This window comes from Giesbergeria anulus, assembly GCF_900111115.1.
Taxonomy (GTDB): domain Bacteria; phylum Pseudomonadota; class Gammaproteobacteria; order Burkholderiales; family Burkholderiaceae_C; genus Simplicispira; species Simplicispira anulus.
In genome coordinates this window covers 517,718-540,934 of the sequence record NZ_FOGD01000002.1, presented here as the reverse complement: position 1 = coordinate 540,934, position 23,217 = coordinate 517,718, and the positions used below count along the sequence as shown (strand labels likewise).

General features: G+C 57.6%; 21 protein-coding genes. 13 read left to right on the top strand and 8 right to left on the bottom strand.

The annotated features are described in order from the left end of the window. From recJ to BMX55_RS06435, 3 genes are read right to left on the bottom strand one after another with little or no spacing between them, the layout of a single operon-like run. Complete coding sequence (gene recJ / locus BMX55_RS06445; RefSeq protein WP_091454521.1) at positions 1-1,716, bottom strand: single-stranded-DNA-specific exonuclease RecJ; 1,716 nt, start codon at positions 1,714-1,716, stop codon at positions 1-3. Beyond that, positions 1,713-2,714 carry a phosphoglycerate mutase gene (locus tag BMX55_RS06440; RefSeq protein WP_177172832.1) on the bottom strand — a complete coding sequence of 334 codons (1,002 nt, stop codon included), beginning with the start codon at positions 2,712-2,714 and terminating at the stop codon, positions 1,713-1,715. The genes recJ and BMX55_RS06440 overlap by 4 nt, the downstream gene beginning before the upstream one ends. Before the next feature lie 56 nt (positions 2,715-2,770). After that, a complete protein-coding gene (locus BMX55_RS06435; protein ID WP_091454516.1) occupies positions 2,771-4,456 on the bottom strand; it encodes a SulP family inorganic anion transporter in 1,686 nt (561 codons plus the stop codon). A 58-nt stretch (positions 4,457-4,514) separates the two neighbouring features. Between BMX55_RS06435 and BMX55_RS06430 the strand changes: the two genes are divergently transcribed. The 3 genes from BMX55_RS06430 to BMX55_RS06420 are packed head-to-tail and all read left to right on the top strand — an operon-like array spanning position 4,515 to position 7,316. Continuing rightward, on the top strand, positions 4,515-5,768 hold the full coding sequence (locus BMX55_RS06430) for a lipoprotein-releasing ABC transporter permease subunit (RefSeq protein ID WP_091454513.1): 1,254 nt from the start codon (positions 4,515-4,517) through the stop codon (positions 5,766-5,768). After that, positions 5,761-6,459, top strand: coding sequence for a lipoprotein-releasing ABC transporter ATP-binding protein LolD (gene lolD, locus BMX55_RS06425; RefSeq protein ID WP_091454510.1), 699 nt, complete (start codon positions 5,761-5,763; stop codon positions 6,457-6,459). Before BMX55_RS06430 ends, lolD begins: the two co-directional genes overlap by 8 nt. A gap of 17 nt (positions 6,460-6,476) precedes the next feature. Continuing rightward, positions 6,477-7,316 carry a TatD family hydrolase gene (locus BMX55_RS06420; RefSeq protein ID WP_091454507.1) on the top strand — a complete coding sequence of 280 codons (840 nt, stop codon included), beginning with the start codon at positions 6,477-6,479 and terminating at the stop codon, positions 7,314-7,316. Here BMX55_RS06420 and BMX55_RS06415 read toward each other — a convergent pair. Then, positions 7,300-7,809 (bottom strand): GAF domain-containing protein, encoded by a 510-nt coding sequence (locus BMX55_RS06415; protein ID WP_177172831.1) that lies wholly within the window; start codon positions 7,807-7,809, stop codon positions 7,300-7,302. The two genes, BMX55_RS06420 and BMX55_RS06415, sit on opposite strands and share 17 nt — an antisense overlap. A 216-nt stretch (positions 7,810-8,025) precedes the next feature. Between BMX55_RS06415 and BMX55_RS06410 the strand changes: the two genes are divergently transcribed. The 4 genes from BMX55_RS06410 to BMX55_RS06395 all read left to right on the top strand — a co-directional run bounded on the left by BMX55_RS06410 (position 8,026) and on the right by BMX55_RS06395 (position 12,698). Next, positions 8,026-8,796 (top strand): class I SAM-dependent methyltransferase, encoded by a 771-nt coding sequence (locus tag BMX55_RS06410; protein WP_091454934.1) that lies wholly within the window; start codon positions 8,026-8,028, stop codon positions 8,794-8,796. 4 nt (positions 8,797-8,800) lie between these two features. After that, the gene (gene tfpB, locus BMX55_RS06405) at positions 8,801-10,570 is read left to right on the top strand and encodes a type IV pilus assembly ATPase TfpB (RefSeq protein ID WP_091454500.1); all 1,770 of its coding nucleotides are present in this window, start codon (positions 8,801-8,803) and stop codon (positions 10,568-10,570) included. 112 nt (positions 10,571-10,682) lie between these two features. After that, entirely contained in the window at positions 10,683-11,171 is a 489-nt protein-coding gene (locus BMX55_RS06400; protein WP_091454497.1) for a tripartite tricarboxylate transporter TctB family protein, read from the top strand. Positions 11,172-11,186: 15 nt separating this feature from the next. Next, positions 11,187-12,698, top strand: coding sequence for a tripartite tricarboxylate transporter permease (locus tag BMX55_RS06395; protein WP_091454494.1), 1,512 nt, complete (start codon positions 11,187-11,189; stop codon positions 12,696-12,698). Between the two features lie 72 nt (positions 12,699-12,770). Here the strand turns inward: BMX55_RS06395 and BMX55_RS06390 are convergent, their stop codons facing one another. The 3 genes from BMX55_RS06390 to lptM form a co-directional block, all read right to left on the bottom strand. Then, positions 12,771-13,604 (bottom strand): oxygen-binding di-iron domain-containing protein, encoded by an 834-nt coding sequence (locus BMX55_RS06390; protein ID WP_091454492.1) that lies wholly within the window; start codon positions 13,602-13,604, stop codon positions 12,771-12,773. Between the two features lie 89 nt (positions 13,605-13,693). Further along, a complete protein-coding gene (gene lysA, locus BMX55_RS06385) occupies positions 13,694-14,977 on the bottom strand; it encodes a diaminopimelate decarboxylase (RefSeq protein ID WP_091454489.1) in 1,284 nt (427 codons plus the stop codon). Beyond that, positions 14,974-15,132, bottom strand: a complete 159-nt coding sequence (gene lptM / locus BMX55_RS06380) for an LPS translocon maturation chaperone LptM (protein ID WP_091454487.1) — start codon at positions 15,130-15,132, stop codon at positions 14,974-14,976. Before lptM ends, lysA begins: the two co-directional genes overlap by 4 nt. A gap of 11 nt (positions 15,133-15,143) precedes the next feature. On the opposite strand from lptM, the gene cyaY reads away from it, so the two are divergent. Next, complete coding sequence (gene cyaY, locus BMX55_RS06375; protein ID WP_091454485.1) at positions 15,144-15,473, top strand: iron donor protein CyaY; 330 nt, start codon at positions 15,144-15,146, stop codon at positions 15,471-15,473. On the opposite strand, the gene BMX55_RS06370 is transcribed toward cyaY, so the two are convergent. Further along, positions 15,470-17,908: a penicillin-binding protein 1A gene (locus BMX55_RS06370; RefSeq protein WP_091454482.1), complete on the bottom strand. Its 2,439-nt coding sequence runs from the start codon at positions 17,906-17,908 to the stop codon at positions 15,470-15,472. The genes cyaY and BMX55_RS06370 overlap by 4 nt on opposite strands. 256 nt (positions 17,909-18,164) lie before the next feature. Here BMX55_RS06370 and BMX55_RS06365 point away from each other — a divergent pair, with 256 nt between their 5' ends. Genes BMX55_RS06365 through BMX55_RS06345 form a run of 5 tightly spaced genes read left to right on the top strand, consistent with a single transcriptional unit; the run spans position 18,165 to position 23,210 of the window. Beyond that, the gene (locus BMX55_RS06365) at positions 18,165-19,244 is read left to right on the top strand and encodes a pilus assembly protein PilM (protein WP_091454479.1); all 1,080 of its coding nucleotides are present in this window, start codon (positions 18,165-18,167) and stop codon (positions 19,242-19,244) included. Beyond that, positions 19,241-19,858 (top strand): PilN domain-containing protein, encoded by a 618-nt coding sequence (locus tag BMX55_RS06360; protein WP_091454477.1) that lies wholly within the window; start codon positions 19,241-19,243, stop codon positions 19,856-19,858. Before BMX55_RS06365 ends, BMX55_RS06360 begins: the two co-directional genes overlap by 4 nt. A 3-nt stretch (positions 19,859-19,861) precedes the next feature. Then, entirely contained in the window at positions 19,862-20,536 is a 675-nt protein-coding gene (locus BMX55_RS06355) for a type IV pilus inner membrane component PilO (RefSeq protein WP_091454474.1), read from the top strand. Beyond that, positions 20,533-21,072: a pilus assembly protein PilP gene (locus tag BMX55_RS06350; protein ID WP_091454471.1), complete on the top strand. Its 540-nt coding sequence runs from the start codon at positions 20,533-20,535 to the stop codon at positions 21,070-21,072. Before BMX55_RS06355 ends, BMX55_RS06350 begins: the two co-directional genes overlap by 4 nt. Then, positions 21,069-23,210, top strand: coding sequence for a type IV pilus secretin PilQ (locus BMX55_RS06345; protein ID WP_091454467.1), 2,142 nt, complete (start codon positions 21,069-21,071; stop codon positions 23,208-23,210). Before BMX55_RS06350 ends, BMX55_RS06345 begins: the two co-directional genes overlap by 4 nt. Positions 23,211-23,217: the final 7 nt, after the last annotated feature.

The following is a 23,217-nucleotide window of genomic DNA, read 5'->3' as shown; positions in this document are numbered from 1 at the left end:
TTAAAGCTGCGCGCCCTCGACCAAAAACTGCACCTTGCGCTGGCCTTGCCACTCGTTGACATCGAGACGGAAGGCCAGCAGCACCGGCGAGGGTAACTGCTCAGTATGGCCAAACCAAATTCCATCCACCGGCTCGCCTTGGTGCTTGAGCTTGAGCGATAGGTGCTTGCCGTCTTGGCCCACCAAGCGTTGGCTCAGTACCTCCACTTCCTCACTGAAGGTAGGCGGGGCAAAGCCTTGGCCCCAGACTTCGCGTTGCAGCGTATCGACCAGATCGGCGCGGCGGTATTGCGGTGCCAACGGGCCATCAGTTTCTAATTGGCGTGTGAGCGTCGCAGCATCGAGTTGCTCTTGCGCGATTTGGGCCAGCCCTTGGGTAAATGTGTCCAACTGCGCCCGGTCAATCGTGCAGCCTGCGGCCATCGCATGACCGCCAAAACGCAGCAGCACGCCCGGGTGGCGTTTGACCAGTAAATCCAGCGCATCGCGCAAATGAAAGCCGACAATGGAGCGCCCAGAGCCTTTGAGTTCTTGCTCCTTGCCCGGTGCGCCACTGACGGCAAACACGAAGCTGGGCCGGTGCAGTTTGTCTTTGAGGCGCGAGGCCACAATGCCGACTACGCCTTCGTGAAAGGCCTCGTCAAACACAGTGATGGCTGGGGGCGGGGTGTCTTCTGCCGCAAAGAGGTTTTCGGCCAGCGCCAGCGCTTGGTCGCGCATACCGCCTTCAATCTCGCGGCGCTCGCGGTTGATGCTGTCGAGCAATTTGGCCAGTTCGTCGGCGCGGCTGGCATCGTCGGTGAGCAGGCATTCAATGCCCAAGGCCATATCTGCTAAGCGGCCTGCGGCATTGATGCGCGGCCCCAGCGCAAAACCAAAGTCTTGGCTGCTGGCTTGGCGGGCATCGCGCCCAGCGGCCCGAAACAGTGCCGCTACACCGGGCGGCATCTGCCCAGCGCGCACCCGTTGCAGCCCTTGCGCCACCAAACGGCGGTTGTTGGCATCGAGCCGCACCACATCGGCCACCGTGCCCAAGGCCACCAAGGGCAGCAAGGCATCGAGCCGGGGCTGGCTAGTGGCATCAAACTGGCCGCGTTGGCGCAGCTCTGCGCGCAATGCCAGCAGCACATAAAACATGACTCCCACTCCAGAGAGATGCTTGCTGGCAAAGGTGCAACCGGGCTGATTGGGGTTGACTACTGCATCAGCCGCTGGCACTTGGTTCGAGGGTAAATGGTGGTCAGTGATAAGTACCTGCATGCCCAGGGCATGGGCCTCGTCCACGCCTTCGGGGCTGCCAATGCCGTTGTCTACGGTAATTAGCACATCGGCACCGCGCTCTTTGACGCGCCGGGCGATAGCCGCCGTGAGGCCATAGCCATCCACCACCCGATCGGGCACAAGGAAGTCCACTTGCTGCGCCCCCAGCAGCCGCAATCCCCGAATGGCGACTGCACAGGCGGTGGCACCATCGCAGTCGTAATCGGCCACGATGCACAGGCGCAGGTTTTGCGCTATGGCATCGGCTAGCAAGGTGGCGGCAGTTTGTATCCCTTGCAGTCCTTGCGGTGGCAACAATTGGGCCAAGCTGGCATCTAGTTCTTGCGGGCTGCTCACGCCACGGGCTGCATAGAGGCGTGCCAGCAGCGGGTGAATGCCCGCCTGCTCCAATGCCCAAGTGCTGCGGGGTGGGGTCTCTCGAACGGTGATTTTCATAGGGCCTTGGAGATTTCGCTAAAGGAACGGGGCCGGAAAAACCGGGACAGGCGCTCCCCCAAGCTGCGCGGAGCGGTGTGCCAAGTCAGGGCAGCGCGTTCACCGCACAGTGTGAGCCGTGCCGCACCGCCAGCGTCAATGTGTTGCAGCAGTTGCGCCAGTGGCCCGGCATCCAGTGCTTGCCACGCGCTGGCCCAAGCTGGCCAATCACCGCTTTGGGCCGCCGTTTGCAGGCTATCGAGCCGCTGCGGCGGTAGCGTGATGGCGGCGGGGGGCGTTGCCAAGCAACCGGCCCCATGCACCCAGAAGGCATTGACCGGCACCAAGCCACGGTCTTGGCGCGCATCATTAAAGGGATGGGTGTAGAGCAGCATTTGTAGCTCGCTGTGCAGGCGCTGCCAGACTTGCGTGGCCCGGCGCTGGGTGGCGCTGATGTGCGGGTTTTGCCCTTGATGCTGCATCCAGTGGCGCACATCTTGGCCTTGCACCCGCTCTAGGGAGGGCATGGGCAACTCGGCCAGCAGTGGCCCGTGGGCCAGCCAGCGGCCGGGGGTGTCTAGGTGCAATTGCAAGCCATCTTCGGCCAGCCAAGGAGAGACCAGTTCTAGCAGGGTTTGGGCATCTTGCGGCGTCAGTTGCAGTTGCGCTGGGTCGTGCAGGGTGATGTGGTCGGTGCCTACTTGCCAGTAGCAGGGCGTGATAAAAGCCCAAGCTGTATCTGGCCCAATGCCCGCCAGCTCTTGCTGGTAGGCATACCCTGCTGCCCAAGGGATATGGCCGTTGGCATCGGGCAGGCCCAGCGCTTGCGCCCAAGCCCGTTCATGGGGTAGGGACAGACTGGTGTCCATCTCGTCGATGGCTGCCAGTGGTTGGGGTGCTGGGGACAGGCGGGCGAGTAAGCGGTTCAGGTGGGGCAGTGCCAGCGCTTGCAGGGTTTCTTGGCAAGCAGGGGTTTGGCAGGCGGCATAAGGAACAATCAGTTCTACGGGATGGGGCATGGGCGGTATTTTCCGGGATGGCCTCTGGCCCCTAGGGCCACCGGGTCAAATAGCGCTTAAATGGCGCTGCCTGCAATATCGTCGGGCCATTCGCGCAGCAAGCTCATGGCATTGAGCGCCTCCGCATCGGTGCGGTACAGCACCAGCCCAGAGCCAGACGGCAAGGCGTCTGCTTGGCGCAGGGCGGTTTCTACCGGCAGCTTCATGCCACTCACATGTAGGGTGATGCGCTGGCGTTGCAATTGCGCTGCCACCTTCATAAATACTTCGACGCCTGTGGCGTCAATGCGGTTGATGGGTTGGGCAAACAGACAGACATGGCGGGTGTCCGGATGCAGGCTCAAGTGCTCGACCACGGCACGTTCCCAAGCGCTGGCGGTCGCAAAGTCCAGTGCGGCATCCATGCGCAGCGCGTACAGGTGGGGTGCCAAAGGTGGCAGTTGCCACAGATGGCGGTCGCGCAGGCTGCCATCGGGGTGTTGCCCCACCTCAATGATGCGCGGGTGCAGGCGCTGGTACAAAAACTGGCTTAACGCCATCAGCACCCCCACCAACACGCCCCAATACAGGCGCGGGGCGGCCAGCAGCGTCACGGCAAAGGTCGCGGCGGCAATGGCGGCCTCGGTGCGCGAGATGCGCCACAGGCGGATAAATTCGCGCGGCTTGATCAGACCCACCACGGCCACCAACACAATGGCCGCCAGCACCGGCTGGGGCACATGGCGCAGCACGGGCGTCAACCACAGCAGTGCCACCATCACCACCAGCACCGAGGCCACGGTGGCCCAGCCAGTACGCGCCCCGGCATACAAGTTGAGCGCCGAGCGAGAAAACGACGAACTGGTGGCAAAGGAGCCGCACAGCCCAGAGGCAATCTTGCCCAGCCCTTGGCCGATCAGGTCTTGGTCTTGGTTCCAGCGCTTACCAGCGCGCTCGCTATCTACCTTGGCGCTGGAAGCAGTTTCTAAAAAACTCACCAGCGTGATAACGAGGGTTGGGAGAATCAACTGGCTTAGTACATCGGCCTGCGGTAGGGTGGGCCAATACAGCGCTGGCAGCCCTTGGGGCAATGGCCCCACCACAGCACCCCCGGCATCGGCAAAGCCCAACCACTGCGATAGGCCCGCACTGCCGAGCACAATCACTAACACCGACGGAAAAGCCGGTTTCCAGCGCCGCACCCCTACCAGCAAGGCCACACTGACCACACCAAATGCCAGTGAGGGCCAATGCACTGGTAATGCTTGCCCCCAGCCCGGCCAAGCCCCCTGCCAGCCTAGCAAAGATGGTAATTGCGACCCCATGATGAGCACTGCCGCCGCTTGGGTAAACGCCATTAGCACCGGGGCACTGACCAGATTAAGCAGCCAGCCAAAGCGCAGCCCCCCCAGCATCGCCTGTAACAAACCACTGAGCAGCGCCAGCCAAACCGCCAGTTGTACCCATTGCGCACTGCCCGGCTCTGCCAGCCCTGCCAGCGAGGTGCCCACCAACAGGCAGCTCAAGGCCGTAGGCCCGACTGACAGCCGCGTAGACGCACTGAACAACACCGCCACCAAGGCAGGCAACATGGAAGCATAAATGCCCGTGACCAAAGGCATTCCGGCCAATGCGGCATAGGCTACGCCTTGGGGAATCACCATCAGCCCGACGGTCAATCCCGCCAGTGCCTCGCTGCGCAGCAAAGTCCTATCGGGTCGGGGCCATTGGAGGAATGGGAGAAAACGGTGCAATCGGTGCATGGGGTGATGCTACCGTGGCTGCTTGCTTGTGGCTCGGCAGTGCCACAATCACCGCTCCATGCAAATTCCTTACGAACTCGCCCTAGGCTGGCGCTATACCCGCGCCGGTCGTGCCACCCGGCGCAATGGTTTTATCTCGTTTATCTCAGGGGTGTCCATGCTGGGCATCGCTTTGGGGGTAGCGGCGCTCATCATCGTGTTGTCGGTGATGAACGGCTTTCAAAAAGAGGTGCGCGACCGCATGTTGAGCGTGGTCTCGCACATTGAGATCTTTGCCCCCGGTGGCGCTGCTTTGCCCAACGTGGCGCGCACAATGGCCGAGGCCCGCCAAAACCCACAGGTGGCCGGTGTGGCCCCGTTTGTGGCGGCGCAAGCGCTGCTGGCGCGTGGCGAAGATATGAAAGGTGCCCTCGTGCGTGGCATTGACCCCGCCCATGAAGGGGAAGTGACCGATCTGGCCGCAGCCAGTGCGCAAACGCTGGCGCAATTGGTGCCGGGCGAGTTTCGTGTCGTGCTGGGGGTGGAACTGGCACGCAGCCTAGGCGTGCAGGTGGGTGATGCGGTAACGCTGATTGCCCCGGCAGGGCAGGTGACCCCGGCTGGGGTCGTGCCGCGCCTCAAGCAAATGACGGTGGCGGGCACCTTTGATTCGGGCCACTATGAATACGACTCGGCACTGGTGATGTTGCACCACGAGGATGCACAGCGCATCTTCCGTTTGGAAGGCCCCACTGGTATCCGGCTCAAGCTCCACGATTTGCATCAAGCCCGCAGCGTGGCGCAGGCTCTGGCCGCTACCATCAGTGGTGAGCTGTGGATACGCGACTGGACACAGCAAAACCGCACTTGGTTTGCCGCCGTGCAGATGGAAAAGCGCATGATGTTCATCATCCTGACGCTGATCGTGGCTGTGGCGGCGTTCAATTTGGTGAGCACACTGGTGATGTCAGTACAAGACAAGCGCGCCGACATTGCCATCTTGCGCACGCTGGGCAGCAGCCCACGCAGCATCATGGGGATTTTTGTGGTGCAAGGTGCGATGGTCGGGGTGATTGGCACGCTGGTCGGCTTGCTGCTGGGGCTAGGTATTGCCTTCAACATCGATGTGATCGTGCCCGCCATTGAGCGGTTGCTCAATGCCAGCTTTTTGCCCAAAGACATCTACCTCATCAGCAAAATGCCCAGCAACCCGCAGGCAGGCGACATTGTGCCGATTGGCCTGATCTCACTGCTGCTGTCTTTTGTCGCTACGCTGTACCCCAGTTGGCACGCCAGCCGCGTCAACCCCGCCGAGGCCCTGCGCTATGAGTAACCCACCCTTTTCCCATTCCCTCGCCCCGGTGTTGCAGGCCAAGGGCCTGAGCAAACGCTTTAGCGAAGGCCGTTTAGACGTGACGGTGCTGCAAGGCGTGGATCTGGAGGTGCATGCGGGCCAAACGCTGGCGATTGTCGGCGCTTCAGGGTCGGGTAAGAGCACTTTGCTGCATCTGCTGGGGGCATTGGACAGCCCCACCGCTGGCAGCGTGCATTTGCTAGGGCAGAACTTGGCAGAATGTTCAGCGGCGCAGCAAGGCCAATTGCGTAACCAACACTTGGGCTTTGTGTACCAGTTTCACCACCTGTTGCCCGAATTCAGTGCGCTAGAAAACGTTGCCATGCCGCTGCGCATTCGCCGCCTGCCACTGGCCGAATGTGACCGCCAAGCCGCGCAGATGTTGGCTAGCGTCGGGCTGGCGCAGCGGGCTGAACACCGCCCGGCAGAACTCTCAGGCGGTGAGCGCCAGCGCGTGGCCATTGCCCGCGCGCTGGTCACGCGCCCGGCCTGTGTGCTGGCCGATGAGCCCACCGGCAACCTTGACCGCAGCACCGCCGAAGGCGTGTTCCAGCACATGCTGGCGCTGGCACGCGAGCAGGGCACCGCCTTTATTATGGTGACGCACGACGAGACTTTGGCCGCTCGTTGTGATCGGGTGTTGCGCTTGGTATCGGGCGTACTGACCTGAGCCTAGCCCGCTGCCCCATGCCCATTTGGATCGATACCCACTGCCATCTCGATGCCCTAGAGTTTGCCCCCGACCGGGACGCCGTACGGGCACAGGCCCGCGCCCAAGGGGTACATCACTTAGTGATTCCGGCGGTGGAACTGGCCCATGCCGAGGCGGTGCGCCAACTGGCCCACCGGTATGGTGATAGCTATGCGCTGGGCATTCATCCCCTCTACACCCCACAAGCAGGCGATGGCGATGTGGCGGCGCTGGGGCGTTTGCTAGAGCAGTACCGCAGTGACCCGCACTTGGTAGCCGTGGGCGAAATCGGCCTCGATTACTTCGTGCCGGGGCTGGACGCTGCTCGCCAGGAGCAGTTTTACCGTGCGCAGTTGCAATTGGCCCGGCGCTTTGATTTGCCAGTGATTTTGCATGTGCGCCGCAGCGCTGACCGGCTGCTCAAGGGGTTGCGCGAGATACCCGTGCAAGGCGGTATTGCCCATGCCTTCAATGGCAGCTTGCAACAGGCCCAAGCGTTTATCGCGCTGGGCTTTAAATTAGGCTTTGGCGGTGCCCTGACCTATGAGCGCGCTTTGCAATTGCGCCGTTTAGCGCTAGAACTGCCCTTGGAGGCCTTGGTGCTAGAAACCGATGCCCCGGATATGCCGCCGCACTGGTTGTACCGCACAGCACAAGAGCGTGCCCAAGGGCAGCCACAAGGCCGCAATGCTCCAGCACAGTTGCCTCGCATTGCTGCTGTACTGGCTGGGCTGCGCCAGTTGCCATTGGATACGCTGGCACAGGCCCACTGTGCCAATACCGGTGCCGCGCTGCCACGGTTGGCGGCGGCGTTGGCGTTCAGGGCAGTTTTTTAAAGGCCATGCCGCACAGGGTACTGATGGAGCGCAAAATTTCGGTGTCTGCTTGGCTCCACTCTTTGACAAAAGTCACCTGCTCACAACAGAACAGACCCCAACGCGAACCGTTGACACTGATTCCCACATCCAGCAGGCTGTAAATGCCGTGGGGTTCAAAGTACGACTCGTTAAAACAATCGGTGGCGGGGTGCTGGCGTGCATGGTGGGCTACTATCATGTTGTCGCGCTGCATGGCTTCAAAGTAGGCGCCAAAATCGGTCTCTAGCAGCGTGAAACCGGCATGGTGCTGGCTTTCTCCGCTGTCGTACAGATCTAGGCATTCAAGCTTGTCATACAGGCCGTTGGTATAACGCCACAGGCTGGCACGACTGCACCCCACGGTACCCACCAAGGCCTCAGTTAGGCCCCGATAGAAAGCATCGGGTGCCATTGTGCCTTTCATAAAGTCTGAGGCCAGAGAAATCACTTTTTGTTTGTAGCTGATGTCCATAGCTGTCTCCTGCATCGTAGTGTGAAATCGAAGGTGTATTGTGTGGGACGATCAAGCGTCAGAATACGTCGATTGTCTGACGCCAAACTGGATCGCCACCAGCCTGCACAAACACTGTTACCACATCAGCCTAGCCCATATTTTGTGGAGATTTGCGCGCAAACGTGTAGCTTGGGTGCAGGCTTTGGCTGCTTATGGATTACTGGAACCTCTTTGATGGCCCGACCCAAAACTAAAACCACTGCTACCACCCTACCCGATGTCAGTGTCTCTGACGATGGCGATGTGCGCCACCTGCACCTAGGCACGCCTTGGATTCAAGGCTCGATGCGCATCAAAGAACCCTTTGAGCTGGAACTGGAATACGTCCAGCGCATGATGGCTTGGCTGTTGTTTGTCGATCCGGCGACCGTGGCCGGACGCCATGCCATGCAATTGGGGTTGGGCGCTGGGGCTATTACCAAGTTCTGTCACAAAAAGCTGCGCATGTGTACTACCGCCGTAGAACTGAACCCGCAGGTGCTGGCCGTGTGCCGGGCTTGGTTCAAACTGCCCCAAGACAGCTCCATGCTGCGCGTGGTGCTGGCCGACGCTGGCGAAGAAATCCGCCGCGACGAGTGGACAGGCACCGTCGATGCTTTGGCCGTCGATTTATACGACGACAACGCCGCCGCCCCCGTGCTCGACAGCACCGAGTTTTATGCCGATTGCCGCGCCCTGCTCACCGAAGACGGCTGCATGACCGTCAACCTGTTTGGCCGTAGTGCCAGCTTTGACCAAAGCCTAGAAAAAATTGCTACAGCCTTTGGTGAAGATGCCGTCTGGGCCTTCAAGCCTACCCGTGAGGGCAACGCCGTAGTACTGGCCCAACGCACCCCCAGCCGCTTTAAACGTGGTGAGTTGTTGGCCCGCTGCGATGCCGTGCAAGCGCGCTGGGACATCCCGACGCGCAAATGGGTGCGCAGCTTCAAACCCATCACGGCCTGACGCAATGTCCCTGCCTGATACCGAACCCCAATACGGCCCGTTGGAGTGGCGTCAAATAGTGCAATGGCTGCGTTCCGATGGCGTGATTACGCCCGAAGAAGCCCAGCGCACCATCGCCCGTTGCTCTCAAGCGGAGAGCAGCCAACATCCACTGGTGCGCTTGGCCAATGTGGCCATGACCCATGCCAGCGATGGCAAGGCGTTGGATGTAGAAACGCTCACTGAATTTTTAGCCCGGCATGTGGGCATCCCTTACCTGCGGATTGACCCGCTGCGGGTCGATGTGGGCAAGGTGGCCGACACCATGAGCGCCAGCTATGCCGAGCGCCACAAGGTACTGCCGGTACAAGTGACCTCCACGGAAGTGGTGGTGGCTACGGCAGAACCCTTTATTACGGACTGGGTGGCCGAAGTCGAACGCCAAGCGCGGCGCAGTGTGCGCCGCGTGCTGGCTAACCCGCAAGAAATCCAGCGCTACACCGCTGAATTTTTTGCCTTGGCCAAATCGGTACGGGCAGCACAAAAAGCCGGTGGCAGCGCCAGCGCCAGCAGCTTTGAGCAGTTGGTTGAGCTGGGGCGTAGCAATAAGCAACTTGATGCCAACGACCAAGGCGTGGTCAAGGTCGTCGATTGGCTCTGGCAATACGCTTTTGACCAGCGCGCCAGTGATATCCACCTAGAACCTCGGCGCGAACAAGGTGTGATCCGCTTTCGTATTGATGGTGTGCTACACCCGGTGTACCAAATGCCCCCCGGCGTGATGAGTGCCATGGTGGCGCGCATCAAACTGCTGGGGCGCATGGACGTGGTAGAAAAACGCCGCCCGCAAGATGGCCGCATCAAAACGCGCAACCAGCGTGGTGACGAGGTGGAAATGCGCCTCTCCACCCTGCCCACCGCCTTTGGCGAGAAAATGGTGATGCGGATTTTTGACCCTGACACCGCTGTCAAAAACTTGGATGCACTGGGCTTTTTGCCGCACGACGCGCAGCGCTGGGAGGGGCTGATCCAGCGCCCGCATGGCATCATTTTGGTCACTGGCCCCACTGGGTCGGGCAAAACCAGCACCCTGTACTCCACGCTCAAGCGCGTGGCTACTGAGGAGGTGAACGTCAGCACGGTCGAAGACCCGATTGAGATGATCGAACCGAGCTTCAACCAAACCCAAGTGCAGCCACAACTGGACTTTAGTTTTGCCGAAGGCGTGCGCGCATTGATGCGCCAAGACCCCGACATCATCATGGTGGGCGAAATCCGCGACCTTGAAACGGCAGAGATGGCCGTGCAAGCTGCCCTGACCGGCCATTTGGTGTTTAGCACCTTGCACACCAACGATGCGCCCAGCGCCGTCACCCGACTGCTAGAGCTGGGCATTCCGGCTTACTTGCTCAATGCTACGCTGCTGGGTGTTTTGGCGCAGCGGCTGGTGCGCACCTTATGCGTACAGTGCAAGCAGCCCGATCCTGATGCGCCGTTAGATCTGCTGGCCGAGGCCGTCAAGCCTTGGAAGCTCTCCGGTGGCTACCAGCCCTACAAGCCGGTGGGTTGTATTGATTGCCGGATGACCGGGTTTCGCGGGCGTATGGGATTGTATGAACTGCTCACCGTCAGCGAGGCGCTCAAAACGGGTATCAATGCTGAGCCATCTATGGATGCATTGCGCCGCCAAGCCGTGCAAGATGGTATGCGCCCGCTGCGCATGGCCGGTGCCCTGCGGGTAGCGCAGGGCCTAACGACTCTAGAGGAAGTGGTAGCCACCACACCACAGCCCTAAGCGGCGCATACAAGGGTAAATACCGGGGCATGCGTAGGTGGAATCCACATCAGTAGCCGGGACAATCGACCGCACAATCGCCCGCTGGTTATTCCGTATGGGAGACAAACTCATGAAAATCAAGAGTCAAAAAGACTTTTTTTCCGGTCTTATGTTTATGGGGGTCGGCATTGCCTTTGCCTGGGGCTCTACTGAATACAGTATGGGTTCCGGGGCCCGCATGGGGCCGGGTTATTTTCCGATGGTGCTGGGGGCTTTGTTAGCCTTGATTGGCACCGCCATTGCGTTCAAGGCGCTAGTGGTACAAACTTTGGATGGCGACAAAATCGGTGCATGGGCTTGGCGTCCACTGTGTTTTATTTTGGCGGCCAACCTGGTGTTTGGCATTTTGCTGGCGGGACTGCCTAGCTTGGGCATTCCAGCCATGGGGCTGATCGTCGCCATTTATGCATTGACCTTCATTTCTAGCTTGGCGGGCACCGAGTTCAATGCCAAGGGCGTTTTTGTGCTGGCCACCATTTTGGCGGTGGCCAGTTATCTGGCTTTTGTCTGGGCGCTCAAGTTGCAGTTCCCAGTGTGGCCTAGCTTTATCGTCGGCTAATCAGGAGCATCACCCATGGAACTTCTTGACAATCTAGCGATGGGCTTTGGCGTCGCCTTCACGTTTCAAAACCTCATCTACTGTTTGATTGGCTGCGTGTTGGGCACCTTGATTGGTGTGCTGCCTGGCATTGGCCCAGTGGCTACCATCGCCATGCTGCTGCCTGCTACCTATGCCCTGCCACCAGTGGCAGCGCTGATTATGCTGGCGGGTATTTACTACGGCGCACAGTACGGCGGTTCTACCACGGCCATTTTGGTTAATCTGCCGGGCGAATCGGCTTCGGTGGTCACGGTGATTGACGGCTATCAGATGGCGCGCAAGGGCCGTGCTGGCCCGGCGCTGGCTGCTGCAGGCTTGGGTTCGTTTTTTGCTGGTTCGGTGGGTACGCTGATTCTGGCTGCTTTTGCTCCGGCACTGACTGAGGTGGCCTTCAAGTTTGGCCCAGCAGAATACTTTGCCCTGATGATCTTGGGTCTGATTGGTGCTGTGGTGCTGGCCTCTGGCTCGCTGCTCAAGGCGGTGGCGATGATTGTGCTAGGCCTGCTGCTGGGGTTGGTGGGTACCGACGTGAATTCGGGGGTGGCTCGGTTCTCGTTTGATATTCCAGAGCTGACTGACGGCATTGGCTTTGTCGCCATTGCGATGGGCGTGTTTGGCTACGGTGAAATTATTGCTAACCTGGCGCAGCCCGACAGTGAGCGCGAGGTGTTTACCGCCAAGGTGCAGGGCCTGTTGCCGACCAAAGAAGACTTCAAGCGCATGACCCCTGCGGTGCTGCGTGGTACGGCCTTGGGGTCGGCGCTAGGTATTCTGCCCGGTGGCGGTGCCCTGTTAGCCTCTTTTGCTGCCTATACGCTAGAGAAGAAAACTAAACTGCATCCAGGTGAAGTTCCCTTTGGTCAAGGCAATATCCGTGGTGTGGCTGCGCCTGAGGCCGCTAACAATGCCGGAGCCCAAGCCTCCTTCATTCCGCTGCTAACGCTGGGTATTCCCCCTAATGCCGTGATGGCACTGATGGTGGGGGCCATGACCATCCACAACATCCAACCCGGTCCACAGGTCATGACCAGCAACCCTGAGTTGTTTTGGGGTCTGATTGCCTCGATGTGGATTGGCAATGCCATGCTGCTGATTTTGAACCTGCCCTTGATTGGCATGTGGATCAAGCTGCTGACTGTGCCTTACCGCTGGCTGTTTCCGTCCATCGTGCTGTTTTGTGCCATTGGGGTCTACTCCACCAACAACAACACCTTTGACATCTGGATGGTGGGTGCCTTTGGCCTGATTGGTTACCTGTTCCACAAATTGGGTTCAGAGCCAGCACCGCTGCTGCTGGGCTTTATTCTGGGTCCGATGATGGAAGAAAACCTGCGCCGTACCTTGCTGTTGTCGCGTGGCGACTGGGGCGTGTTTGTTACCCGACCCTTGTCGGCTGGCCTGTTGGCGGCTGCCCTGTTGTTGCTGGTTATTGTGCTGCTGCCTGCTGTGAAAAACAAACGCGAAGAGGCCTTTGTCGAAGATTGAGCGGTAACTGCCGCCACCTGGCACCTCGATAGCGATGCCCCCCGGTGCTTTTAAGGCACCGGGGGGCATTTTTTAGTTGGGCTTGCGTAGCGTCTGCAACATGGGCAGAGACGGGCGCACCACTGGGTCAATGGTGGCGGTAGGCACTTGGTAAGCGCGCTCATCAAACAGGTCAATGCCGCAAGACAAATTCTCAATCCAGTCCAGAAACTCGCTAATCACCTTGGCACCGAGTAGCGGTGCACCATGTTGCGGCACGATCATCGCAATATCGAGTCGGCGCACCATGCTCACCCACAGGCGCAAAATTTTGTTGGACACCATGTAGCGCCGATGAAAGCCCTCCATCAGCGGCAGATGGCTCTTGAAGTCAGTCACAGGGCGGGCCGCTTGCGCGCCGGTGGTCATAGACACCCCCAAGTCCCCACTGAACAAAATACGACTTACCGGGTCGTAAAACTGAAAATTGCCTTCCGAGTGCATAAAGTGTGCCGGAATCAGCCAGATTTCATGGCGACCTAGCGGCAAACGGCCACCAGCATCGGCTACGCTAATCACGCGGTTTTCCGTCTTACCCGCCTTGGTAAAGTGGGGCACAAAGCGCTCCCAGACACGCGATATCACCAGCAGGGCCTTGGTGCTAGAGAGCCAGCGGTCTAGCGCCGCAATGATGTCTGGATCAGCATGGGAGGCCAACACATACGAGAGCTTTTGCGGCGGAAAATGCTTGAGCATCCCCATATACACCTCGTTGTAGGCCAAATTGCCACCAGGGTCAATCACAGCGCCAGTGTCGTCATCCACAATCAGAAACTGATTGGCCTGCACCGCCTGCCCGTCTTCGTCTACCAAATCGGTAAACATATAACAGGCATGGTTTCTGTCTCGGTAAAGTTCTATGGGCATATCAGGAGCAGCGCAAGACGAGCGCATCGGGTGAAGTCGGATGCTTGAGGAGACTATACCCAGCGGCCAGTCGCCTCCTCAAGCGGCTGTCAGAGGGCTAGCAAACGCTCGTTGCGGAAGCTGTCGGCCGCTGTTTCGCGTGGGCGGATCACGGTGCTGGTCGAGCCACTGACCAGCACCTCTGCGGCACGGCCACGGGTGTTGTAGTTGCTGGACATTGACATGCAATACGCACCTGCCGAGAGCACGGCCAGACGGTCGCCGGGGCACACGGCCAAGCTGCGCTCGCGGCCCAGCCAGTCGCCGCTCTCGCATACCGGCCCCACCACGTCATAAACTTGTGCAGGCACCTCACTGTGCTGCTGCAAAGGCACAATGCCATGAAAGGCTTGGTACATGGCCGGGCGCGGCAAATCGTTCATCGCGGCATCGACGATGCAGAAGTTTTTTTCTTCGCCGGGCTTGAGGTAGAGCACCTCAGTCACGCACAGGCCCGCATTGCCCACCAAAGAGCGGCCCGGCTCAATCAAAAACTGCCGATCACCAAAACCACGCGCATCCATTTTGGCCAGCAATTGCGCCCACAGGTCATCGGCGGCAGGGGGGGTATCGCCGTTGTAGTTGATGCCCAAGCCGCCGCCAAAATCGATATGGTGGATGGGGATGCCTGCGGCCTCAATGGCTTCGATCAAATCGAGCACCCGGTCAGCGGCATCCAAGTACGGCGTCGCTTCGGTGATTTGGGAGCCGATATGGCAGTCAATGCCTACGACGCGGATACCGGCCAAGCTGGCAGCGCGTTGGTAGGTGGCCAAGGTGCGCTCGTGGGCGACACCAAACTTGTTGCCCTTGAGGCCGGTAGAAATATAGGGGTGCGTCTTGGGATCGACGTTGGGGTTGACGCGGATGCTCACCGGGGCTTGCAAGCCCATCGACACCGCCACCTCGCTCAGAACCTCTAGCTCGGCCTCGCTCTCAACGTTAAAGCACAAAATACCTGCTTGCAGGGCTTGGCGCATCTCGGCACGGGTTTTACCAACGCCAGAAAAAATCACCTTGCCCGCATCACCGCCAGCGGCCAACACGCGCTCCAACTCGCCGCCCGAGACAATGTCAAAGCCGCAGCCTTGGCGCGCAAAAAACTGCACGATAGCCAGCGAGGGGTTGGCCTTCATGGCATAGCAAATTTGCACTTTGCGCCCAGCAAAGCCACGCTGGTAAGCCGCCAGAGCTTCTTGCATGGCCGCACTAGAGTACACAAACAGCGGCGTGCCGTGCATTTGTGCCAGTTGGGCCACAGGCAAGTCTTCAATGAACAGATCAGCGCCCCGATAGGCGATGTGGGGATGGCCGGGCAATACAGTAGAGGTCATGGAGCAATAGAAGTGGCAGGAAGGGCTGGGGAGGCGGGAGCAGATGCCGCTGGTGGCAGATACAAAGGGCCGCGCTGACCACAGGCCGACAATACCGCTGCCACGCTAGCAACAAGGACAAAGCGCCTGACTAGAATTTGAAACGCTTTTAACATGGTGAAATTGTATGACCGACCTTGAATTCTTGGCTCAAGCTGAAAAATTGTTACTGGCCGTGGAGCAGGCTTGTGACCGCATCAACGACAACACCGATGCCGACATCGACAGCCAGCGCAGCGGCGGCATGGTCACGCTCACCTTTCCTAACCGCAGCCAGATCGTCATTAACCAGCAAAAGCCGCTGCATGAAATCTGGCTGGCTACGCGCTCTGGAGGTTACCACTACCGTTTTGACGGCCACCAGTGGCAATGCACCAAAGGCAGCGGCGAATTTTTTGCCCGCTTAGACGCAGATGCCAGCACCCAAGCGGGGCTGGCCTTGCGTTTTGGCTCTTAATTGCGGAACAAATCCATGATGCGGTTGCGCTCTTCAGCCGCCGGAGGTTGTGGTGCCGCATCGGTGCTGCTACGGGTGCTGCTGGTTGTAGGGCGCGCTTCGCCGCCCAAGTTAGATACACCACCGCCACGCGCATACTCGGTGTAATACCATTCGCCGCCGCTTTGCACCACGCCGGGGGGCACAGTGGGCTCCATCACGGGCACATCTTTGAGCGCATGGGCCATGAAAGAAATCCACACTGGCAAGCTCAAGCCGCCGCCGGTTTCACGGCTACCCAAGTTGCGTGGCGTATCGTAGCCAATCCACGTCACGGCAGCCAGTGTGGGCTGAAAGCCCGCAAACCAAGCATCCATGGCGTCATTGGTGGTGCCGGTCTTGCCATACAAGTCGGGGCGCTTGAGCGTGGCTTGGGCGCGTGCCGCTGTGCCGGAACGGGCTACTTCTTGCAACAGGCTATTCATGATGAAGGCATTGCGGGCCTCAATGGCACGCTCTTGCTTGTCCAGCACTGGGGGCTGGGTTTCTGAAATGACCTTGCCTTTGTGATCCGTGACCTTGGCAATCAGCCAAGGATTGACCCGGTAGCCACCATTGGCAAACACCGCATAGCCCACCGCCAACTGCATCGGCGTGACCGAGCCTGCACCCAAAGCCATCGTCAGGTAGGGCAGGTGCTTTTCGGCATCAAAGCCAAAGCGCGTGACCCACTGCTGCGCATTTTTGGTACCCACGGCCTGCAAAATACGGATGGAGATCATGTTTTTTGATTTAGCCAAGCCGGTACGCATGGTCATGGGGCCGTCGTATTTGCCGTCGTAATTCTTCGGCTCCCAAGGTTGGCCGCCGGTCACACCAGCATCAAAAAACAGCGGGCTGTCACTAATGACTGTAGCCGGGGTAAAGCCTTTTTCCAGCGAGGCCGAATAGATAAACGGCTTGAAACTAGAGCCGGGCTGACGCCAAGCTTGGGTCACATGATTGAACTTGTTTTTGTCAAAATCAAAGCCCCCCACCAGCGCTCGGATGGCCCCCGTGCGTGGCTCCAAGGCGACAAATGCTCCCTCAACCTCAGGCAGTTGTGTCGCCTCCCAGGTTTTCTTGGCAGTTTTGGTCACCCGAATGATGGCACCCCGGCGCAGTTTGGTGTTGGGAGGGGCCTTGTCGCTCAAGCCCGACTGCACGGGGCGCAAGCCCTCACCAGTAATTTCCAAGACATCACCATTGCCACGCACCGCCACTACTTTGCGTGCGCTGGCCTCTAGCACAATGGCTGAGAGGACATCCCCATTGTCGGGGTGATCGGCCAGTGCATCGTCAATCGCTTCGTCCAGCGCTTGTGGATTGCTGGGCAGGGTGACAAACTTTTCTGGCCCCCGATAAGGCTGGCGGCGTTCGTAGTCCATGATGCCTTGGCGCAGGGCTCGGTAGGCTACTTCTTGATCCCCAGCGTTAAGGGTGGTGTACACGTTCAGCCCGCGCGTGTAGGCCTCATTACCGTACTGGGCAAAGATTAGCTGGCGCGCCATCTCGGCCACATATTCTGCATGGGTGCGGGTCTGGTCAGTGCCACTGCGGATGTGCAGTTTTTCTTCACGCGCCTGCATGGCCTGCTCTGCGGTGATAAAGCTGTTCTCTTCCATGCGGTCAATGATGTGCAACTGGCGCACTTTGGCCCGCTTAGGGTTGCTGATCGGGTTGTAGGCTGATGGCGCTTTGGGTAGGCCCGCCAGCATGGCCGCCTCTGCCACCGATATTTGCTTGAGCGGCTTGCCAAAATAGATTTCTGCGGCTGCCGCAAAGCCGTAGGCCCGGTTGCCCAGAAAAATCTGGTTCATGTAGATTTCCAGAATCTGGTCTTTACTGAGCAAATGTTCGAGTTTGAACGTCAGTAAAATTTCGTAAATTTTCCGAGTGAAGGTTTTTTCGGAAGACAAATACACATTGCGCGCTACCTGCATAGTGATGGTAGATGCGCCTTGGCTTTTTACGCGCCCAAGGTTGGCCAGTCCAGCGCGCAAAATCCCCTTGAAATCGACCCCGTTGTGCTCAAAAAAGCGGGTGTCTTCAATCGCCAGCACCGCATCTTTCATCACCTGCGGAATGTCCTGAATCGGCGTCAGGTTGCGACGCTCTTCGCCAAACTCGCCCAGCAAGGCTCCCTCGGCAGAATAAACCCGCAGTGGCAACTTGGGCCGGTAGTCGGCCAAGTCAGAGATATCTGGCAGATTGGGATAGGCCATGGCCAGCGCTACACCCGCTACCAGCACAGCAGCCAAAACTCCAGCCACCAACAGCCCCAAGCTCCAAAAAAGCAGACGCAATAGCCAATGGGGCTTGCGCGGTGGCGCTGGCGGCGGCGCTGCGGGTACCTGCTCAGGTTCGGCTTCAGGTGAAAGGGGAGTGTGCTCAGGGGAAAAGTCGGGGGGCGGCATAACGCTCCGGATGGGTAATAGTGCACATTATAAAAATGGGACCATGCCCATGAAAAACCGACGCTCATTGCGGCTGTGTTTTACGGCCCTAGAGCGGCTGCTACAGTAGCACTGCTGGGGCCGATGCGTCTGCTTTTGGCAACGAACACCCAGTACCGTGGTCGTAAAAGCTTTTGCTGCAGGACTATCTTACTGATAGCATCCATGGACAATTGCGCATATATTGCCTATATTTTCAGCACAAAGGGGAGCCATCTTGATTTCTGTGGGAGCTTTGCTCAGTCAACAGCCCGCCCCGCTGGTCGGCATTGACATCAGTTCCTCCAGTGCCAAGCTGGTAGAGCTTGCACACAACAAGGCTGGCGGGCTGGTGTTGGAGCGCTGCGCCATTGAACCGCTAGAGCGGGGCTGGATTACCGACGGCAACATCGAAAAATTTGATGAAGTGGCCGATGCCCTGCGTCGTTTAGTCAAAAAGAGTGGCACTCGCACCAAAAACGTGGCACTGGCCCTGCCCCCGTCGGCAGTTATCACCAAAAAGATCACGTTGCCTGCCGGTATGACCGACCAAGAGTTAGAGGTGCAGGTAGAGTCCGAAGCCAATCAGTACATCCCCTTCTCGCTTGACGAAGTGAGTTTGGATTTTTGTGTCGTTGGCCCGAACAAAAGTTCCCCCGGCGATGTGGATGTGCTCATTGCCGCATCACGCCGCGAAAAGGTACAAGACCGCCAAGGTTTGGCCGAAGCTGCCGGGCTCAAAGCCGTGATTGTTGACATAGAGTCTTATGCTGCCCGTTTGGCTGCCAGTCGCCTGATTGAGGCATTGCCCAACAAGGGTGTTGATGCTGTCGTGGCCTTGTTTGAGGTCGGTGCCCTGACCACCAGTATGCAGGTCATTCGCAACGAAGAGGTGTTGTACGACCGCGATCAAGCTTTTGGGGGCGCGCAACTCACTCAGCTCATCGTGCGCCAGTATGGCTTCTCGCCCGAAGAGGCTGAAAGCAAAAAGCGCAACGGCGATTTGCCCGACGATTACGCCTCTGCCGTGCTCAAACCTTTTGTTGAAACACTGGCCCAAGAGATTGGCCGGGCGCTACAGTTCTTTTTTACCAGTACCCCGCACAATCGCGTCGATCACATCCTGTTGGCCGGTGGCTCGGCCCCTCTACCTGGCCTGACCGAAGCCGTCACCCAACACGCCGGGGCCGTGTGTAGCGTGGTCAACCCGTTTGAAGGCATGGAAATCGGCAGTGGTGTTCGCATGAAAAAAATGGCGCGTGAGGCACCGTCCTATCTCACCTCTTGTGGATTGGCGATGCGGAGGTTCTTGCAGTGATTTTGATCAATTTGCTTCCCCATCGGGAGGCTGCCCGCAAGCGTCGGCGTGAAATGTTCCAAGCCACGATGTTTGCGTCGTTCTTGGTCGGCCTGTTGATTGCTGCTGGCGTCTATTGGTGGTTCCAGATGCAAATCAGTGAACAACAGGCCAAAAATACCTTTCTGCAAGGCGAAATCAAGGTATTAGAAAACCAGATCAAAGAAATTGCCACCATCGAAGAAGAAATTGCGTCCTTGGCGGCTCGGCAAAAAGCTGTAGAAGATTTGCAGGCCGACCGCAATCTGCCTGTGCATCTGCTCAGTGAGCTGGTCAAGCAACTGCCCGATGGTGTCTATATTACTAGCCTCAAGCAACAAGACCGCACCGTTACTATGCAGGGTATGGCGCAGTCCAATGAGCGCATCTCGGAGATGTTGCGCAACCTCAGCAACAACACCCCTTGGCTGACCAAGCCCGATTTGGTAGAAATTGTGGCAGGCAATGTGGCCATGAGTGCCCGTGACCAGCGCCGTGTGGCTGCTTTTAAGATGAACTTTCAGTTGATGCGTGCCAGTGAAGTCGAGAAAGCGGCCGCAAGCCAAGGCGTAGATGCCGCCAAGGCCGGAAAGTAGAACATGCCCAAAAAGCAGATTCCTAAAATCGACTTTGTTGCGTTGCAACAAAAGGTACAGCGCCAGTTTACCAATCTCGATACTAAAGACCCGTCGCTGTGGCCGGTGCTGCCGCGCATCTTGCTGTGTATCTTGATTGCTGTGGGTGTGGCGGCCGCCTTGTGGTTGACCGTACTGGTGGACTATGAAACCGAGTTGCAAACGGCCCGCAACCAAGAAGAAACCCTGCGCCAAGATTACCAAAAAAAGCTGCTCAAGGCTGTGAGCTTAGATGCCCTAAAGAAGCAACGCGAGCAAATTCAACAATACGTGATTCAGTTAGAAAAGCAATTGCCCAGCAAGGCTGAGATGGCCGCGCTGCTGTCTGACATCAACCAAGCAGGTCTAGGTCGCAGTTTGCAGTTTGAGCTGTTTCGCCCCGGCCAAGTGGTGGCACGCGACTACTATGCCGAACTGCCCATTGCCGTGCGCGTTACGGGTAAATACCACGATATGGGTGCCTTTGCTGCTGATGTGGCCCACCTTTCGCGTATCGTCACTATGGATAGTATTGCCATTGCCCCCAATGCCAAAGATGGTGCCAACCTGAGCATGGATGCTACAGCCCGCACCTACCGCTACCTCGATCCTGAAGAAGTGCAGGCACAGCGCAAGGCCACCGAAGGGAAGAAGAAATGAAGCGCGTGCTGATGTTGGTCTGCTGTGCCTTGCCGCTGCTTGGTTGTGAATCGTCAGGGGAACAAGAGCTGCGTGACTGGATGGCCCAAGAGCGCGCCCAAACCAAACCCAAAGTCATCCCCCTGTCCGAGCCTAAGCAGTTCCAGCCCATGCCCTACACTGCTGAGGCTAGCATTGAGCCATTTGATAAGCTCAAACTGGTGCAGGCCCTGCGGCGCGATTCGGCGCAAGTTACAGCTAATGCTGGGTTGATTGCCCCTGAACTGGCACGGCGCAAAGAGCCGCTAGAAGCTTTTCCGTTAGACACTATGGCCATGGTGGGCAGCCTCAACAAGGTGGGAAAACCCACTGCGTTGCTGCGGGTGGACAACCTCTTGTACCAAGTGCAGGTGGGCCAATACTTAGGGCAAAACTACGGACGTATTACCGCTATCACTGAAACGGCCATTCAACTGCGAGAAATTGTCCAGGATGCTACTGGAGACTGGGTAGAGCGCGCTGCATCGCTGGAATTGCAAGAGGGAGCAAAAAAATGAAACAGAAGAATCTGGCCATGATAGGGACATTCCGCCGCACCATGGCTGTTGCTGTTGCAGCCTTGGTTTCGACCGTAGCTTTGGCACAAGGAGTTATTCAGGGAGTCACCGGTTCTATCCAAGGGGGCACCGAGGTACTGCGCATTGACCTAACCGAACCGCTATCTGCCTTACCTCATGGTTTTGCCACACAGTCGCCAGCACGCATTGCCTTAGATTTTCCAGAAACCATGAATGGCTTGGGCAACAATCTGATCAACATCAACCAAGGTAACCTCAAATCGGTTAATGTGGTGCAGGCGCAAGGGCGTTCACGGGTGGTGCTCAATCTTAAGCAAGCCACTGCCTACCGCACAGAGTTGCAAGGCAAATCGTTGTTGCTTATTCTGGAGCCTGCCGCTAATGCCGCTAGTGTGGCCCCGGCGATACAAAAAACCACCTTTGCTGAGGATCAAAATACTAGCACTCTGCCGATCAAAGATGTAGATTTTCGACGCGGCCCCGATGGTGCAGGGCGGATTATTGTTAGTTTGCCCAATAACCAAGTGGGCGTTGATTTGCGTCAGCAAGGTAAGGGCCTGAGTATCGATTTTTTGCACTCATCCTTGCCCGAAGGTTTGCGTCGCCGCTTGGATGTGGCTGACTTTGCTACACCGGTACAACTGATAAATGCTACCCAGCAAGGTGACCGCGTACGTATAACCATTGAGTCCAATGGTGAGTGGGAGCACAGTGCTTACCAAAGTGACAACCAATTTGTCGTAGAGGTGCGGCAGAAAAAGATTGATTTGAGTAAGCTCTCACCAGGGCCGGGCTACAGCAACGAGAAACTGTCACTCAATTTCCAGAATATCGACCTGCGCGCCCTGCTAGGGGTATTTGCCGATTTTACTAATATCAACATTGTTACCTCCGATACGGTCAATGGTTCCATGACTCTACGGCTCAAGGATGTGCCTTGGGATCAAGCCTTGCAAATCATTATGGAGGCCAAGGGCTTGGGTCAGCGTAAAAATGGCAATGTGCTGTGGATTGCTCCCAAAGATGAAATTGATGACCGCACGAAAAAAGATTACGAGGCCGCTCTCGCAATTCAAAAACTAGAGCCGCTGCGCACCCAAGCCTTTCAGCTCAACTATGCTAAAGCCGATGCTATCGTTGAGCAGTTGACCAAAGCGGGCACTGGAGGTGGTGCTGGTGGCAATTCCACGCGATTTTTGTCTGAGCGCGGCAGTGCAATTTCTGAGCCACGCACTAACCAAATTTTTGTCTCGGACACCTCAGGTAAGTTAGAAGAAGTACGCAAACTGATTGCCAGCTTGGATGTGGCGGTGCGCCAAGTGTTGATTGAGGCCCGTATTGTGGAGGCTCGTGATAGCTTTGGTCGCTCACTGGGTGTGAAGTTAGGTGGCTCAGATATGCGTGCTACCCGGGGTGGTTTGGGCGGTTACAGTATTGGCGGTGATAATCGGATTGTTTTTGGATCTTCTTATGCTAATCTTAGCGGCAGCAATGGTTCTGCCAGTGGGGTTACCAACACACCATTTATCAACTTGCCAGCAAGTCTGTCGAATGTGAGTTCAGTAGCGAGTTTTGCCTTATCTATTTTTAATCCTGCTGCCAATCGGTTTTTGGATTTGGAGATATCTGCCATGGAGGCAGACAATCAAGGTAAAGTGATCTCTAGTCCGCGCTTAATTACTGCAGATCAGGTGAAGGCATGGATTGAGCAAGGTACTGAATACCCCTACTCGGTCACGGCTCCTAATGGAGCTACCACTATTGCCTTCAAAAAGGCAGTGCTCAAACTAGAAGTTACACCCCAAATAACCCCCGAAGGCAACATTATCCTGGATCTGGATGTCAATAAAGATACCCGTGGTGAAACCACCGTTCAAGGCGTAGCCATCGATACCAAACATATTAAAACTCAAGTATTAATTGAAAATGGCGGCACAATTGTGATTGGCGGCATCTTTGAAATGGAAGAGGCTAACCAAGAAAACAAAGTTCCGTTCTTGGGTGATGTGCCTGTGGTCGGAAATTTGTTTAAAAACAAAACAAAAACATCGGAAAAGCGGGAAATGCTGGTTTTTATTACACCAAAAATTATCACTGAGCGTCCGGCGCAGCGTTAAAAATTTA

Bases quoted from the DNA above. Each gene is read 5' to 3' on its own strand.
- BMX55_RS06415 (WP_177172831.1), bottom strand. From the start codon at position 7,809: ATGGACATCAGCTACAAACAAAAAGTGATTTCTCTGGCCTCAGACTTT.
- lolD (WP_091454510.1), top strand. From the start codon at position 5,761: ATGAGTAACCCACCCTTTTCCCATTCCCTCGCCCCGGTGTTGCAGGCC.
- lptM (WP_091454487.1), bottom strand. From the start codon at position 15,132: ATGTTAAAAGCGTTTCAAATTCTAGTCAGGCGCTTTGTCCTTGTTGCT.
- BMX55_RS06395 (WP_091454494.1), top strand. From the start codon at position 11,187: ATGGAACTTCTTGACAATCTAGCGATGGGCTTTGGCGTCGCCTTCACG.
- BMX55_RS06420 (WP_091454507.1), top strand. From the start codon at position 6,477: ATGCCCATTTGGATCGATACCCACTGCCATCTCGATGCCCTAGAGTTT.
- BMX55_RS06430 (WP_091454513.1), top strand. From the start codon at position 4,515: ATGCAAATTCCTTACGAACTCGCCCTAGGCTGGCGCTATACCCGCGCC.
- tfpB (WP_091454500.1), top strand. From the start codon at position 8,801: ATGTCCCTGCCTGATACCGAACCCCAATACGGCCCGTTGGAGTGGCGT.
- lysA (WP_091454489.1), bottom strand. From the start codon at position 14,977: ATGACCTCTACTGTATTGCCCGGCCATCCCCACATCGCCTATCGGGGC.
- BMX55_RS06400 (WP_091454497.1), top strand. From the start codon at position 10,683: ATGAAAATCAAGAGTCAAAAAGACTTTTTTTCCGGTCTTATGTTTATG.
- BMX55_RS06345 (WP_091454467.1), top strand. From the start codon at position 21,069: ATGAAACAGAAGAATCTGGCCATGATAGGGACATTCCGCCGCACCATG.
- BMX55_RS06350 (WP_091454471.1), top strand. From the start codon at position 20,533: ATGAAGCGCGTGCTGATGTTGGTCTGCTGTGCCTTGCCGCTGCTTGGT.
- BMX55_RS06390 (WP_091454492.1), bottom strand. From the start codon at position 13,604: ATGCCCATAGAACTTTACCGAGACAGAAACCATGCCTGTTATATGTTT.
- recJ (WP_091454521.1), bottom strand. From the start codon at position 1,716: ATGAAAATCACCGTTCGAGAGACCCCACCCCGCAGCACTTGGGCATTG.
- BMX55_RS06410 (WP_091454934.1), top strand. From the start codon at position 8,026: ATGGCCCGACCCAAAACTAAAACCACTGCTACCACCCTACCCGATGTC.
- BMX55_RS06355 (WP_091454474.1), top strand. From the start codon at position 19,862: ATGCCCAAAAAGCAGATTCCTAAAATCGACTTTGTTGCGTTGCAACAA.
- BMX55_RS06440 (WP_177172832.1), bottom strand. From the start codon at position 2,714: ATGCCCCATCCCGTAGAACTGATTGTTCCTTATGCCGCCTGCCAAACC.
- cyaY (WP_091454485.1), top strand. From the start codon at position 15,144: ATGACCGACCTTGAATTCTTGGCTCAAGCTGAAAAATTGTTACTGGCC.
- BMX55_RS06435 (WP_091454516.1), bottom strand. From the start codon at position 4,456: ATGCACCGATTGCACCGTTTTCTCCCATTCCTCCAATGGCCCCGACCC.
- BMX55_RS06370 (WP_091454482.1), bottom strand. From the start codon at position 17,908: ATGCCGCCCCCCGACTTTTCCCCTGAGCACACTCCCCTTTCACCTGAA.